Here is a 13962-nt window from a genome sequence, read left to right as displayed (position 1 = left end):
GGCGGCTGCGGAGGATACGAGATTCGAACTCGTGAGAGGTTGCTCCCAACACGCTTTCCAAGTGTGCTTGTATTGGCCGGGCGGCCGTGTGGAGTCGTTCACCCGCGTGCATGTGCGGCCGTCGCCTTCGAACTCGACTTGCCCTGGTACTCATCCGGACGGGGCGGTACGTGTGTGAATGAGACCAGAAGTGAGACCACGACCGGTGCTGGCCGGCTGGGCGGCACGCCAGTGGCTCGGTCGCGTCCAGAGAAGTGGTGTACGGGTTCGAGACAGGCGAGAAGGGTGCCGGGGGACGGCCATCGGCTGTGCATCGCTTCCGGCTACGGTGCGTTGGCCTCGATCTCGAACCACACCGTCTTCCCCCTGCCGCTCGGCGAGTTGCCCCAGGAGGAGGCCAGCGCGGAGACGATCAGCATCCCGCGTCCTCCCTCGGCCTTGTCCTCATCCGGCCCCAGGTCCACGAGCATCGCCGGGTGGGAATCGGTGTCCCGTACCTCCACCCGGAGATGGTCCGGGTACCTGCGCAGGCACACGTCGACGTCGCTGTCCCCGTGGACAAGCGCGTTGGTGACGACCTCCGACGCCAGCACCTCGGCAGAATCGGAGATTTGATCCAGGTGCCACCCCTCCAGGCATGTGTCGAGGAACTGCCGCGTGCGACGCACCCCCTGGAAGTCATGGCGCTGTACGTGCAGCCCTCTGACGGACTCCTTCGCCTCCGTTGATGGGCCTTCGTACCGCAGCAGCAGGAGTGCGGCATCGTCCGTTCGAGTAGCCCGTGTGGCAGCACGACCCATGAGCTGGTCGCCGAGCGTCTCGAGTTCATCACCGGAGTCCGCGATAGCGGCTTCCAAAGTCTCCCGGGACAGCTCGCCCTCCCGGCCGGACAGCCCGTCTGTGTAGAGAACCAGCAGCGTTGCGGGTTCCAGGGCGTGGACGCCGGCCTGATACGACGGGTTCTCCTCGACTCCCAGCGGGACGCCGATGTCGGCGGCTGCCTCCAGGTAAGCACCGTCCGCGGTGCGGATCAAAGGGCGCGGATGACCGGCACTGACGACCTGGGCCGTGCCCGTGTCGGGGTCCAGCCAGACGCAGCAGCAGGTAGCGAAGAGATCCGTCTCCAAGTCGATCAGCACGCGATTCGTGCGGTACAGGACCGTGCTCGGATCATGGCCCTCCAGCGCATAGCCGCGCACCGCACTTCGCAGCTGTCCCATCAGCACGGCCGCTGGGGTGCTGTGGCCCTGGACGTCGCCGATCACCGCGGCCACGCCGCCGGCGGGGAGCTTGATCAGGTCGTACCAGTCGCCTCCGAGCTCGATCGCGCCGGGGGGCGGCTCATACCTGCTCGTGGTGAGCACACCGGCGAGCTGGGGAAGTATCCGGGGCAGCAGGGCTTGTTGCAACTTCTGCGCCAATGCGTGCTCTGCGTCGTACAGTTGCGTGCGTTCGAAGGTCTGGCCGAGCAGTGCCGATAGGGCGTACAGAAGTGACTGCTCGGCGGCGATCACGAGTTGCTCCGGGGAGAATCCGATTGAGCACGCGCCCAGTGCGCGGCCGCGGGAAATCAGCGGGAGCACGATCCACGCATTCTCGTCACGACCGTCCGCCGTGAGCCGGCCCTCCCCGTGGGGCAGACTTCGCTCCGCAGCCTCGGAGACGACCAACTTCTGGTGCGCGATGGCTTCGGTTTCTGGCGAGCTTTTGCTGACTGAGATTCCGTTAAGCGATTTGAGGTACTCCTTCGAGCACCCCGATGCGGCCACCACCTGGAGTCGGTCGGCTTCTATCAGGCTGATGGCCACTGCTTGGGCCTGGAATCCCGACATCAGTCGCTCGATTGTCAGTGCGGCAGCGTCCTTTGTGTTCGCTATCAACGTCAGGTGGACGGCCAGTGTTTCCAGGTGGAAAACGAGGGGAGCACTCCAGAGGGCCGGCGATCCCTGCTCTTCCCGAGGCGCGGCGGGGCTGGTCTCCGCAACGGAACTACCCTCGGGGGAGACTACGAACGGATGCTCCGGAGGGGACAAAGAGACACCGTTTGCGGCAAGGCGCTCCAACTCGGCCGAAAGGCTTTGCGCCGTTTCCCGCAGGTAATCCGTCTCGCTTTTGAATAGCTCATCGGGGATTCGCGGCGAGAACACCGATAGTGTGCCGAATTTTCGCTCCCCGGCTATGAGTGGCACCGAGATCCCGAAATGCACAAGAAAAGAAAGAAAAAATAGGCTGGTCTCGGGATATCTTTCGAGGTATTTGTCGATTACTTCGTTGAGCTCGGCCGTGCAGATCTGCCCCGTTCGATAGGCCCGGCTGGACGGAAATGTCGGGTCGTCGAGCGGTATGCGCTCGGGTGCGGCAAGCATCACCGGCGTCGAAACGGCGATCACCGCGGCCGCCAGTACGGGCTCCTCAGGCACACGCAGATACACCACGAGGGCCGATGCGGGCAGGTCTCGCATGCAGCGGCGTGCCACCGAGACGAATAGACCGTCTCGGTCAGCGACATCGGGTGCGTGACCGACGCCGGACGGCCACTGAGAGTGGAGTGGCTGCGACCGCATGTCATCGCCCCAGTGGTTCGAAGGGACTGTCCTCAACTTTACTGCGGGCACACCGTCCGGGCCCTTCCCCCAGAGCGGACATCGACCGCGGGTGCACCGTCCATGCCTGTCCCGCGCGAAAACCCCGGTTCGGACGCTTGACCAGGGTGACTGGCGAGTGCCCCCGGCAAGATTCGAACCTGCGCACACGGCTCCGGAGGCCCCTTTGCCTCCCGGGCAACATGCTGGTCAGGGGTCCCGTCGAGACAAACCAGCTGGTGTCCGTCCACGGATAGTCCACGGAGGTAGCGCTTCCGCGCCGGACCGCGGTAGGGCCGATGCGGGGTTGGAGACCCCGCCGCTCAATGCAACCACCCACCCGGTACCCTCACCGAATCTACACATGTCAGGGGAGGGCATGCCGTGAGCGGTACCTGGGTTGCTATCGACTTTGAGACTGCCAATGCGTACCGCGGGAGCCCGTGCGTGGTTGGTCTTACCGCGGTTGAGGATGGCCACATCACCGACCGGATGTACACCCTCATCCGCCCCCCTGCTGCGCACAGGCATTTCGATTCATACAACACCCTCGTCCACGGCATCAGGGCCGCTGACGTCGAAAGCGCACCAGGCTGGGCGGAAGCCCTCCAGCAGATACTGGAGTTCACTGCGGGCAGGACCCTCGTCGCCCACAACGCGGCCTTTGACTTGGGGGTGCTTCGCGATGCCGGGTCTTCGAATTTAGTGGGGGTGCGCCTCCCGGCGGCTCCGGCGTGTGGTTGCACAGCGTGACCGGAGTCGTTGGTTGGCTCGGTTCCGGAAGCCGAAGGCGTTACGCGCTTCGAGTTTGATGAGGCGGTTGTTGCCTTCGGAGGCGGCGTTGGTGATTCCAGTGGTCAGGTAGGTCTCGATGCCGTCCCACCACTGCTCGATGGTCTCGGCGAGGGTGACGAGTTCGGGCAGGTGGGCGTGGTCGGGGGTGGTGTGGGCGCGGCTGACGGCGAGGTGCAGGAGGTCGCGCAGGAGTTCTTTGGCCTGCCAGGCGGTGTAGATCTGTCGGCCGTAGGTGCCCATGTGGTCCAACTCGACCTTAAAGAGGGTGTGTTGGTCCTCGGTGAGGTCTTCTTTGTTTCGGCGCAGGAGTTTGCGGACGGTGTAGATGCTGTCGCCTTTGCGGGCTCGGCGGCCGTGCTGCTTCCAGGTGAGGCGGCGGCGCAGGTCGGCGAGGTGGCGCTGGGCGAGTTGGACGATGTGGAAGCAGTCGACGACCACGGCCGCATGCGGCAGGGCACGCTGGACGGCGGCACGGAAGGTGGAGCACAGGTCGATGGCGACGTAGCGGACCTGCTCGCGCCAGGAGGCGGGCTGGGCGGTGAGCCAGTCGGCGACCGAGGCCGCGTTACGGCCCTCGACCTGGCCGAACAGCCCTTGTCCGCCGATCGCGTCGACGAAACCGATGTGCCAGGCGTCCGCGACGAGTTCCCACTTCTCCGTGGCCGGGTTCTGCTTCCACACCGGCTTGCCCCGCCGGGTCTCGTCGATCCCTATCGCCGAGGTCGCGGGCGGGGTCTCGGGCAGGACCTGGGCGGCGTAGTCCTCGAAGCATTGCTGCACGATCGGCCAGCTCAGGTGCAGGTCGCGGCCGGCCTGCACGACGGTGCGGCCGCCGTCGCAGACCGCGGCCCCCGCCGCCTGGCGCAGGGCGGTGGTGGTGCGCATCCCCGCGGGCACCGCGCGTATCGCCTCGGTGAACGAGCCGCGTGGGCACGCGGGGTCGGTGCAGTGCCAGCGTGCCTTGCGCCATCGGATGCTCACCGGGCGCCCACCGCTGGGCAGGTGTCTGGGCCGGGTGGTGCGGTAGTCCTTCAGCCGGGTGGCGAAGACCCCGCAGGCGGGGCAGGCCCGGGCGGAGTCCTCGTTCGTGACCACGTACACCGTCGAACCGCCCGCCCCATCGTCCTTGACCTGCGTCACACTCACCCCCTCCAGCCCCAGAAGTCGCGTTGCCGCCTCGTTGATCCCGGTATCGTCGATGTTCAAGCCCGTGGGGTTTCATGATCGGTTGCCTAGACAACAACCATGATCACGAAGGCCCGCGGGCTCCTTGCATCTGGGCCACCCGCACCCCAACCACCTCACACAGAGTGACCGGCCAGCCCGCCCGTCACCGCCGCACCTCCATCAAGTTCGAAGACCCGCGATGCCTGTACGGCGGAGGGCAGTCCGTGGCCGACGTTGCGCTATGCCTGCTCCCTTGTTGTCGCCCGCAAGACCTGGCGGTTGATCTCCTACACGCTGCCCGAGGTCGCCCGACATGTGGATGCGCCCCTGAACGAGCATCACCAGGCCGGCGCCGACGCAGATGCCGCTGCGCACATCATGCTCGCAGCTATGCAACACCACGAAGCCACGACCCTTGATCAACTCCTAAAGGGATTGGGCATAGTTCATGGCATCGTGGCTCCCAACGAGTGGTCCGGCTCGCACAGCAAGGGAAAGCACACGGGAAAGCCTTCGGCTCCGTTGCCAGGTGCGAATCCGGATGCTGACCCCAACGGCGCCTTGTACGGCAAGACCGTATGCATTACTGGAACCCTCAGCAGGATGAAGCGGGCTGAAGCGCAGGCTGCGCTCGCCAATGTCGGCGGCACCCCTGTCCCTAAGGTCAGCGGTAAGACGGATATCCTCGTGGTGGCTACGCCCGACCCACGACGGTTCGCTATTGGCTCGGACAAGAGCGACAAGCAGAAGACGGCCGAGAGATTGTTGGAAGCCGGACGCGACATCGAGATCATTGGTGAGGCGGATTTCTTCGAACGACTGAACAGCTAACCTTGCGAGGTGACCTGGCGGCTGTGACCTGTACGCCTCGACATGGGTGATCTCTGCTCCTGTTGACCTGTGACTCTTCCTCAACTGAGCGGTGCGCCGGTAGAACTTCGACACGGATTCGACACGCACCGTACTGGCGGCTCTGTATGGCGCGAACGTTATGCACACTGGTCGATGGCATGGGGCGTCGGAGGCGAGGCGGGTCAGGGAGCGTAGCAGTCCCAGGGCGCGCTGGGATCGTGGCGGAGTGATGGCGCTCAATAACGGTATGTGGGGGCGGATGTGACGATTTATCTGACTGAAGTTCATTCGCGGTGGGCTGAGCATTCTGGTGAAGAGGGGCACTACGGTGACCCGGAATGGGGCCCGGAGGACTTGGAGCGCGCCGCGGTGTTCCTGGCTGAACTCGCGCCGCAGGCCCGGCGCGTGTTCGAGTACATGCTGCGCAACCCTGGCCGGGTGATCCACTGCACGGAGCTGGTGGATAGGGTCCTGGGCGGGCCAAATGAGGGCGATCCGGCGCGGCGCGTGGCGGGTGTGCTGTCCGGGATGAGCAAGGGGCACAGCAACAGTGGGCGGCGGTTTCCGTTCTACTGGTGGGAGGCCCCTGAGGGGAGCGCGGGCGCAACGTACGCAGTCCGCCCCTCGGTGGCAGCGGTTTTCCTGGCCGCTCAGCTCGGCCAGTGACTCCACCGCCCGTGGCCTCGGGATCGCTGGTCTCGGCGTGGGCGTTCTAGGCCTGGCCGCAGTGGTGTGCGTCATCCTCCGCGGTGGCACAGCCGGAGTCGGCCCGAGTAGTCCGCCGAATCTCGGTGCCATGGGCACCGAGCAAGTAGGCGCGGACCCGCGCTTAGAAGAGGGTGTGTGTCTTCAGGATGGTCGCCGGGCGCTGCGGTTGGGGTCGTCAGAACAGAGAAGTGCCCTGGCTCAAGGAGTCAGGGCACTTCTCTACTCGGTTTCCTTTGGGTGGCCGAGGCTGGCTTTCACTAGCCACACGATCTGGCGTCTGTGGTCTACCAGGTACCAGATTCGTCCGCCGCCCGTGACTTCGATCTGCCACTGCGGCAAGCGTTCACCCCGGAAGTCTCGGTAGGCCAAGTCGAACTTGAGCTGGTGATGCCGCTCAGTCTGCTCCTGCGGGCACGGTTCCGTCCGCATCTGCTCCCATGCCTTATAGGCATTGCCGGGAGCCTTGTTTCCGACCTCTCGCCAGCCCTCGACCGTGGAGGTCTCCCCGTAGCGTATGTCGTACTCGTCCTTACCCGGCCGCGGCGCGACAGGGTCCCCCTTCTTCGGGCTCACTCGCTGGGAACCTCCGGCGGTTCGACAGGCCCGAAATCCTCACCGACTGGGGCGGTGAGCTCGTGGTGCAGGCCCTTGTCAGCGTGAATGAGAGCGGTCGACTTCCACGCGGCAATGACAGGGGCGAGCAGACTCACGTTGTCGAGGTCGACAGCTGCCCGAGCAGTCTCGACAAACTCGACAAGGAATTCTCGGACAGCCGCCTCCGGCAGGAAGCGCACCCATGGGAACGCCTCGGGGAAGACATGCGTGAGGATCTTCACCGCCTGAGGGTCGTTCTTCATCATCGCCACGAAGATGCGGGTGGTGGAGTCGACGACCTGAACCGCCTCCGCAGCCTGAGCGGCGGTGGTGAGGTACAGATCTTCGTCGTCGCGCCGGTGCAGACGGATGCCTCGGTGCGTGCTGCCCTGCATCAGGGCAACGGTGTCCTTCGGCTTCTGGAGCAACTCGGAGAAGTTGGCTTCCGCGTGCATAGTGGTCATGACTTCAAAACTACTTCAAAGGTGCTGCGTACGCAATAGCGTATGGAGAGTGCCGCGGCGGCAGTATGTCGCATTTTGGGAGGCTGTCGATGCAGAGCTGTGCATCCCAGTTAGCGTGTAGCAGCCCGACGGCTGGACGCTTGGGCACGGCATCTTTGAGGATGTCCTGTGCATTCCCCCCACCCATGAGGGCCGGGCTTGTCAAGCGTAGAAGTGCCCCCCGACCTGCGGCTTTTTGCGGTTCGCCGAGGTGCTTTCCTTTGTGGGTCTTCCTCGTGCTCGTCTGGCAGGGCTGCCGTGCAGGGCCCTGGACCGGGAGCGAGGAAGCGTCACCAATGTTCAGGGGTCTGGTCGTTGACGTCCCCGATGCGCGGATGGTCTGGCGGAGTGGGCTCACATCCACCCATTCGGCGTCTGGCCGGGCGGGCCGGCGCCATGACCGTGGTTCGGGGATCCGGGCTGCTCAGTCAGGTCAACGAGCGCGGGCGACAGCCCGTCTCATGGGAAGATGCGAGCTCACCCGGGGTCTGCGACCGCCCCTGGGCAGACATCAGCGCCACGATCGCCCGCCGCAGCCGCACCGGATCTTTAGCGGTCCGGCTGATCCGCTGCGGCCTGCGGCCGGCCCTCCTCCATGCTGACCGGCCGGACGAACACACTCGGTCGACGCCCACGACCACCTCCAAGATCAGGTTCTGGAGCCAGTCTGCTAGTCGTCCGAGTCGACGCGGCGATGACCTGCGGATTCCTGCGCCTTGATCCCCTACACCACCTGGCGGGACGCCACCTTCGAGGCGCTCACGACCTCCTCCGAGAACCTTGTGCGGCTGGGCTTCGGGGGGCTCTTCCAGGGCCTGAGACTTTCAGCGGAGGCCCGGCGGGGCGGGTGTCGCCCACGCCTTCACGGAGCCGCGGGTTGTGACGGGGGGCCTGGTCGGATGGGTACGGACTTCCGAACCAGTCGGAAGTCCGTGGTGTCCCCGGTCGGCGATCGCTTCGCCGCGTGTGCTGTCCGGTACGTCAGGTTGCGGGTACCGCTTCGATAACGGCGAAGGAACCTGCGGGGCTCACCTTGACGCGACGCAGACCAGCCGCAGCGAACAACGCGTCGAACTCGCTCATCTCCCGTTCCCGGCCACCGGTCATGTCGAGCATGGCCATATCCATCAGAGGGGCAAGTCCGGGTTCCCCGATCGTGCTGACGAGGAGATCCACCACGGCGACGCGGCCGCCTTCCAGCAACGAGGACCGGCAGTTCTTCAGAATGCGCACGCAGCTGTCGTCGTCCCAGTCGTGAAGGATGTACTTCAGCACGTACAGGTCCGCCGGCGGAATCTGCTCGAAGAAGTCACCGCCGACGACGGTGAATCGCTCCGCCAGCCCGTCCGCCTGGGCGGCCTCCGTCGCGGCGGGGACAATGTGCGGCAGGTCGAAGACCCCACCGCGCAGTTCCGGGTTGGCCTTCATCAACGCCCGGACGACGTGGCCGGCTGCGCCGCCGATGTCCATGGCGAGCTTGACGCCTTCAGTGTCAAGAACGGCGGCTACATCCCTGGCCGCGGCAACCGACAGGTTGGTCATGGACTTGGTGAAGAAGGAGGCCTCGTCGGGGTGGCCAGCGAAGTAGTCGAAGATGTTTGCGTCTCCGTGGGCGGCCTTCACCTGGTGCTCACCGGTGCGCACGGCCTCCGGGAACCGGCCAAACGGCAGCCAGTGCCCTGGTGCGGCCTGCGAAACCGCGAAGTAGCGCAGCGAGTTGGGGGCATCCTCACGCAACGTGTCGAGCAGGGACGTGCCCGTGTAGTGCACACCGTCGTCCGAGGTCATCAGACCCAGCGACGCACACGTGCGCATGAGACGACCAGTGGCGTCAAGGTCGGTCGACTCCGCCTCGGCGATCTCCTCGGCGGTGCTCCTCCCTGACGCGAGGTGACCTGCAAGGTCGTACACGGCCGCAGCGCGGACGATCTGAGTCACCCAGAACCCGGTGACCATGCCCATCATTCGCTCGTAGTCTTGCGTCTGGGCGGGAACAAGGTTTATCAAGTTATTTTTTTCCTTGACGGGGACAGTTGTTGGCGTCGGTTGAATGAGTGTGGGCGACGGCCCGGTCGCTGACCGAGCGGCGGGGCCGCTGTCGAGGCGTCGACCGCTCGCGTCACCGATTCACTGAACGGCGCCACTTCTCGGCGGAGGTGTTGGGGGGGTAAAGAGCGTGATCGATTTTTGCAGTCAGAGTCGACTCTGACACGATCAGGTCTACAACAGCTCTACAGCGTGTCTACGATGCACACCACGACGGCAGGCGCTGTTCATGAGAGCGTCATTGCCATGCCCCATTACGCGCGGCCAGCAGAGCATTTAGTCGCATGCCCAGGCCCCTTCGGTAGTGGTGCGTCGAAAATGAGCACGCCGCCGGACCGCTTCTGCACGCTGTACCGTCTACTTTCCGAGAGCGCCAGCAGGAATCGCCGAGGCGCCTTCTACCGGACGCTGCTAACGGGTCAGGCAGCACCTCCGCCGCACGTGTTCACCGAGCTGAAGAACCGTGGCCTGGACGACGCGCTGATGCTGGTCTGCGATGGCCTGAAGGGACTGCCCGAGGCCGTCGAGGCCGTCTGGCCTCGCACGATTGTTCAAACGTGTGTCGTTCACCTGCTGCGCAACAGTTTCCGCTACGCGGCCCGGCAGGACTGGGACAAGATCGCTAAAGCTCTCAAGCCCGTCTACACCGCACCCAGCGAGGATGCCGCGACGGAGCGATTCCTGGAGTTCCAGGAAGCCTGGGGCAAGAAGTACCCGGCGATCGTGAAGCTGTGGTCCGACGCCTGGGCAGAGTTCGTGCCTTTCCTCTCTTTCGACGTGGAGATCCGCAAGGTGATCTGCTCGACGAACGCCATCGAAAGCGTCAACGCGCGGATACGCAAGGCCGTCCGGGCCCGCGGGCACTTCCCGAACGAGACAGCAGCCCTCAAGTGCGTCTACATGGCGCTGATGAGCCTGGACCCCACCGGCAAGGGCCGCAAGAGGTGGACCCAGCGATGGAAAGCGCCCCTGAACGCCTTCCAGATCGCCTTCGAGGGCCGGCTGACCCCGGCCAACAACTGACCCCCTATAAACCAAGATCAGCCGTTAAGTTGACACTCCCGCACCTGGGCGACGGTTCCTCGCGCGCTCCGTGCCCGCCAACCATGCGAAGGCGGAAGTTGCGGTGGGGTGCACGGCGTGGGGCAGTCCCGCGGTGATCACTCGGGCAGGCAACGTAAACCGCCCACCGTGGTCGTGCCCTGGCAGCGTTCAAGAACCGATCGGTTGTTGAACGCAGCGGGCCAGGGTGGCATTTCACCGCTCTGACCCGGTAGTTCATGTTCAGGAAGGGCGTTCATCCCACGTCGGCCTGGCCCCGGAGCTGTGCGGCTCGGGCGCGAGCGTCGGCGGCCTGTTCGACGGCTTCGGGTCGGTCGTCCTCGGCGGCGATGCGCTCCAGCCGAGGTGTGTGACGGGGTCGATGGAGTCGGCTTCGTAGGCCACCACGACGCCCTGTCCGTCGGCCTCCCCGGCACGCGCGGTCAGGGCCGCGCCCTCATGGGTGCGGATGACGATGTGGCCGTTGTCCAGGACGTGGTTGACCGGGCGGACGGTCGGCAGCGCATGGCGGGTGAAGACGATCCGTCCGAAGGACACGCTGCCCAGCAGTCGCAGGGCCTCACGGCTGTCCAGTTCGATGCTGCGGCGCGGCCCCGCGGGGCGTGCCTGAGCGGTGTCGGTGGTCACGGGAGGCTTCCGTGCGGGTTCGTTGCTCACCGCTGTGGGTCTCCGGCCGGGGCGGCGAGTGGCTGCACGGTCTGTCGCCGTGGCCGCGGCCGGTGGGCCGGTACAGCATGTACGCCGTCCCCTCACGAGTTGGTGGTTGCCTGTCCGTGACACCCGGGTGGGAGCCACGGACACGCGTGATCAGCTCATTGGAACGGCAGTGGTACTCCTCACGCCAGGGCCGTTCGGCCCTGGTCCGCGTGCGTTCGGCCCTGCGCACGCCAGTAGTAGGCGGTGCGCATGATCTCCTGCATGTCGTCGAGCATCGGCATGCGCGGGTTCGCCGGCGCGCACTGGTTCATCGCGGCCACCGTGCTCGACGCGACGCCGCGCGCCGCGCGATTCGTGCGCCTTCGCGCGTCGCCCTCGGCCACATCCGTCGACACAGCTCGCACTCCCACCCCGTTGCCGGCTCCGCCGCCGGAGGATATCGCCGGCTCGTACGGCAATTCGTTCCCGTTCTCCGTTCCGATGAGTGGCGTCAATGGTGCAGATCGCGCTCCTGGAGCCCGTTCTCGGTGCAGAACTTCGCGTAGGCCCGCCGCTTCGACTGCTGATCGTCGACGTGCACCACGCTTCCGTCGTCGCCGAGGTACTCGACGCGTGGCCCCGCCACGATGAAGAGGATCTCGGCCCCCGCCTCGGGGCAGGCGAGGACCTCGTCCTCGGCCCCGTCGGCCTCGTGCAGGTACGCGCCGGCCTCCAGCCACGGGTCGTCGGGCGAGTAGCGGCACCGCCCGCGCAGGACGACGCCCTGCACGTCGCCCGTGTGCCGGTGCCGGGGCACCCGGGATCCCGGATCGATACGCACCACGCTGGCCCACCCTTGTCCGTCGGCGGTGAACCGCAGCGGCTTGGCCGACACACCGTCGACGACGGGGATCCACGGCATGGTTCCGGGATGGTGGGAGTAGATGGCGGTCATTCGTGTCCTCTCGGGTGGTGGGATCCGCTCATTGGCGCGCGCGGCCGCGCGGTTCTGAACTGTCCTGTCTGCGTGCATCTTGGCCTCATCGAGGTCGGTAGAGGTCGACTGTCCGGCGTCCGTCGAGCAGAGGTGCGGGCGCCGGACAGTCGAGTCCCCCGGAACTGAGCAGGCGTGCCGATCGCGCGCCCGCTCAGTTCGTTATATGTGGGTGAAGATCTTCTCGGCGTCGAAGCGCGAGACCGGCTGGCGAGAGACGCGCGTCTCGTCCGGGTATCCGAGCGCCATGATCAGCGTTGTGGTGAAGTCGGTGTCGGTGAGGCCGAACGCTTCGTCGATCGCCGCGCGGTCGAACCCTTCGAACGGGGTGGCGTCGACTCCGAGAGAAGCGGCGGCCATCATGGTCGCGCCGACGACGAGGTAGGTGTTCTTCTCCAGCCAGTGGAGCACGTCGCCGTCATAGTTCTTCGACTGGATCTCCACGAAGTGGGACGCTCCAGCCTCCCATCCCTTCTGGATCTCCGGGTCCGCGAAGCGATGGTCCGCGCGCTCCTTGGCGAAGATCTCCTGCAAGTGCTCGTCGGGAATCGTCTTGCGGGTCGTGAACACGATCGCGTGCGAGGCGTTGCGCACCTTCTCCTGGTTGTCCTCGAAGCGGCCGACGAGAGCGTCCGCAAGCTTGTCCTTGCCGGCCTGCGACTCCAGCACATGGAAGTGGTTCGGCTGGATGTTGATCGTCGTCGGCGAGGTGCGCAGGTAGCGCAGCAGGAGCTGGAAGGTCTCCTCGGGGATCTTCTTGTTCGGGTCGAAGTAGCGGGTGAGGTGCTTGGTGATCAGGTTATTGAGATCCATGCCTGGTTTTCGTTTCGTTGTCGGAGAGATCGGGTCGGGAGGTGGTTTCTGGGCGTTGGAGTCACGTCAGTACGTGGTGAGCGTCGCTGTCATGGGGGTGCCTTACGTGCCGGTCGACGCGGTTTCGACGTCGCTGGTTACGCGCCCGCACCGGGGATGTCGACGACGGTGTCGTTGACGTTGTTGAGGTAGTTCGTGAGCAGCGTGACGACCACGACGGTGACGATCGCCTGGATCTCGGGGTCCGTGTAGCCGGCCTCGCGGACCGCGGCGATGTCCTCGTCGCGCACCTGACCGCGGGTCTCGATCACCTGCTGGGAGAAGCGAGCGACGGCGGCACGCTTGGGATCGGTGGAGGCGCCGGTGCGGGCCAGCTCGATCTCCTCGGTGGACATGCCTCCGAGGTTCGCGGAGATGTGTCCGTGCAGCGCCGAGCAGTAGTCGCAGTTGTTGGAGTGGGACGTGGCCAGCGCGATCGTGTGGCGGGTCTTCGCGTCGAGGAGCTTCGCGATGCTGCCCTGCAGGCCCATCACGATCTCGAGGACGGCCGGGTTGGCGGCGAGCGTGGTGAACATGCCCGGAGCGAAGCCGAACTGCTTGGCGATGGCGTCGAGCGTGCCCTGCGTCTTGGCGTCGATGTCGGTGAGCTCGGGCGTGCTGAGACGAGACATGGTGGCGGTCCTCGGGTCGGTATCAGTCTGGGCTGCTTGGCCCACTCACAGTGAACGCGACGCGGAATGGGCTGTCAAGCCCAATCCGCGTTCATATTGGGCCGCTGAGCCCAATCTGCGGGATAGGGTGGTGACATGCAGATGAACGATGGATCGCGTGATCTTCGCGGGCGCACGGGCAAGGGGCTGGCGACGCGAGGTCGCATCCTCGAGCACGCCGCGGACTTGATCTACACGCGGGGGGTCCACGCGACGAACAACGAGCTGGTACGAAGAGCAGCGGGGGTCAGCGGCTCGCAGCTGAGCCACTACTTCGCGAACAAGGAGAGCCTGGTGCGCGCCGTCATCGACTGGCAGGCCGAGAGCGTGCTCGGCTTCCACCGAAGCGAACGGTTCGCCGGCTTCGACACGATCGAGGCGTACCAGGAGTGGGCGGACTTCTTCGTCGTCTCCGGTCGCCCGTTCGAGAACGGCTGCAGCCTCGGATCCCTCGCGAGCGAGATCGTCAAGGCCCAATGCCGCGTAGCGTAAGTTGATCA

General features: G+C 65.5%; 14 protein-coding genes and 1 pseudogene. 5 read left to right on the top strand and 10 right to left on the bottom strand.

What is annotated here, in order from left to right; translation table 11 throughout:
* Positions 1-323: 323 nt before the first annotated feature.
* Entirely contained in the window at positions 324-2462 is a 2139-nt protein-coding gene (locus ACQEXA_RS26935) for a SpoIIE family protein phosphatase (protein ID WP_433131298.1), read from the bottom strand.
* A gap of 504 nt (positions 2463-2966) precedes the next feature.
* Here ACQEXA_RS26935 and ACQEXA_RS26930 point away from each other — a divergent pair.
* Positions 2967-3335 carry an exonuclease domain-containing protein gene (locus tag ACQEXA_RS26930; RefSeq protein WP_433131295.1) on the top strand — a complete coding sequence of 123 codons (369 nt, stop codon included), beginning with the start codon at positions 2967-2969 and terminating at the stop codon, positions 3333-3335.
* Here ACQEXA_RS26930 and ACQEXA_RS26925 read toward each other — a convergent pair.
* Positions 3285-4583, bottom strand: a complete 1299-nt coding sequence (locus ACQEXA_RS26925; RefSeq protein ID WP_433131293.1) for an ISL3 family transposase — start codon at positions 4581-4583, stop codon at positions 3285-3287. The genes ACQEXA_RS26930 and ACQEXA_RS26925 overlap by 51 nt on opposite strands.
* Positions 4584-4823: 240 nt before the next feature.
* On the opposite strand from ACQEXA_RS26925, the gene ACQEXA_RS26920 reads away from it, so the two are divergent.
* Together ACQEXA_RS26920 and ACQEXA_RS26915 are read left to right on the top strand one after the other, a co-directional pair.
* Positions 4824-5375, top strand: a complete 552-nt coding sequence (locus ACQEXA_RS26920; protein ID WP_433131290.1) for a BRCT domain-containing protein — start codon at positions 4824-4826, stop codon at positions 5373-5375.
* 282 nt (positions 5376-5657) lie between these two features.
* Positions 5658-6062 carry a DUF6416 domain-containing protein gene (locus tag ACQEXA_RS26915; RefSeq protein ID WP_432930643.1) on the top strand — a complete coding sequence of 135 codons (405 nt, stop codon included), beginning with the start codon at positions 5658-5660 and terminating at the stop codon, positions 6060-6062.
* 261 nt (positions 6063-6323) lie between these two features.
* On the opposite strand, the gene ACQEXA_RS26910 is transcribed toward ACQEXA_RS26915, so the two are convergent.
* From ACQEXA_RS26910 to ACQEXA_RS26900, 3 genes are all read right to left on the bottom strand, one after another.
* On the bottom strand, positions 6324-6677 hold the full coding sequence (locus tag ACQEXA_RS26910) for a hypothetical protein (protein WP_433131288.1): 354 nt from the start codon (positions 6675-6677) through the stop codon (positions 6324-6326).
* On the bottom strand, positions 6674-7162 hold the full coding sequence (locus tag ACQEXA_RS26905; protein ID WP_432930647.1) for a hypothetical protein: 489 nt from the start codon (positions 7160-7162) through the stop codon (positions 6674-6676). The genes ACQEXA_RS26910 and ACQEXA_RS26905 overlap by 4 nt, the downstream gene beginning before the upstream one ends.
* A 1020-nt stretch (positions 7163-8182) precedes the next feature.
* Positions 8183-9208, bottom strand: coding sequence for a methyltransferase (locus ACQEXA_RS26900; RefSeq protein WP_432930649.1), 1026 nt, complete (start codon positions 9206-9208; stop codon positions 8183-8185).
* Between the two features lie 480 nt (positions 9209-9688).
* On the opposite strand from ACQEXA_RS26900, the pseudogene ACQEXA_RS26895 reads away from it, so the two are divergent.
* Positions 9689-10270: pseudogene (locus ACQEXA_RS26895) on the top strand (IS256 family transposase); the annotation flags it as partial.
* A gap of 261 nt (positions 10271-10531) precedes the next feature.
* On the opposite strand, the gene ACQEXA_RS26890 reads toward ACQEXA_RS26895, so the two are convergent.
* The 5 genes from ACQEXA_RS26890 to ACQEXA_RS26870 form a co-directional block, all read right to left on the bottom strand.
* Positions 10532-10966 (bottom strand): pyridoxamine 5'-phosphate oxidase family protein, encoded by a 435-nt coding sequence (locus tag ACQEXA_RS26890; protein ID WP_432930651.1) that lies wholly within the window; start codon positions 10964-10966, stop codon positions 10532-10534.
* Between the two features lie 179 nt (positions 10967-11145).
* Positions 11146-11361, bottom strand: coding sequence for a hypothetical protein (locus ACQEXA_RS26885; protein ID WP_359405514.1), 216 nt, complete (start codon positions 11359-11361; stop codon positions 11146-11148).
* A gap of 95 nt (positions 11362-11456) precedes the next feature.
* Positions 11457-11900 carry a cupin domain-containing protein gene (locus ACQEXA_RS26880; RefSeq protein ID WP_359405517.1) on the bottom strand — a complete coding sequence of 148 codons (444 nt, stop codon included), beginning with the start codon at positions 11898-11900 and terminating at the stop codon, positions 11457-11459.
* 201 nt (positions 11901-12101) lie between these two features.
* Positions 12102-12752 (bottom strand): nitroreductase family protein, encoded by a 651-nt coding sequence (locus ACQEXA_RS26875; RefSeq protein WP_433131286.1) that lies wholly within the window; start codon positions 12750-12752, stop codon positions 12102-12104.
* A 137-nt stretch (positions 12753-12889) separates the two neighbouring features.
* On the bottom strand, positions 12890-13423 hold the full coding sequence (locus tag ACQEXA_RS26870; RefSeq protein ID WP_433131158.1) for a carboxymuconolactone decarboxylase family protein: 534 nt from the start codon (positions 13421-13423) through the stop codon (positions 12890-12892).
* A gap of 135 nt (positions 13424-13558) precedes the next feature.
* Here ACQEXA_RS26870 and ACQEXA_RS26865 point away from each other — a divergent pair, with 135 nt between their 5' ends.
* Positions 13559-13954, top strand: a complete 396-nt coding sequence (locus tag ACQEXA_RS26865) for a TetR/AcrR family transcriptional regulator (RefSeq protein WP_432930658.1) — start codon at positions 13559-13561, stop codon at positions 13952-13954.
* Positions 13955-13962 lie beyond the last annotated feature (8 nt).

This window comes from Streptomyces sp. CA-106110 (assembly GCF_050936285.1).
GTDB lineage: Bacteria > Actinomycetota > Actinomycetes > Streptomycetales > Streptomycetaceae > Streptomyces.
The sequence above is the reverse complement of the archived record's forward strand: the minus strand, read 5'-3'. Positions and strand labels throughout refer to the sequence as shown.

Coding starts and splice junctions, on each gene's coding strand:
- ACQEXA_RS26935 (WP_433131298.1), bottom strand. CDS start 2,462: ATGCGAGACCTGCCCGCATCGGCCCTCGTGGTGTATCTGCGTGTGCCT.
- ACQEXA_RS26905 (WP_432930647.1), bottom strand. CDS start 7,162: ATGACCACTATGCACGCGGAAGCCAACTTCTCCGAGTTGCTCCAGAAG.
- ACQEXA_RS26880 (WP_359405517.1), bottom strand. CDS start 11,900: ATGACCGCCATCTACTCCCACCATCCCGGAACCATGCCGTGGATCCCC.
- ACQEXA_RS26875 (WP_433131286.1), bottom strand. CDS start 12,752: ATGGATCTCAATAACCTGATCACCAAGCACCTCACCCGCTACTTCGAC.
- ACQEXA_RS26870 (WP_433131158.1), bottom strand. CDS start 13,423: ATGTCTCGTCTCAGCACGCCCGAGCTCACCGACATCGACGCCAAGACG.
- ACQEXA_RS26865 (WP_432930658.1), top strand. CDS start 13,559: ATGCAGATGAACGATGGATCGCGTGATCTTCGCGGGCGCACGGGCAAG.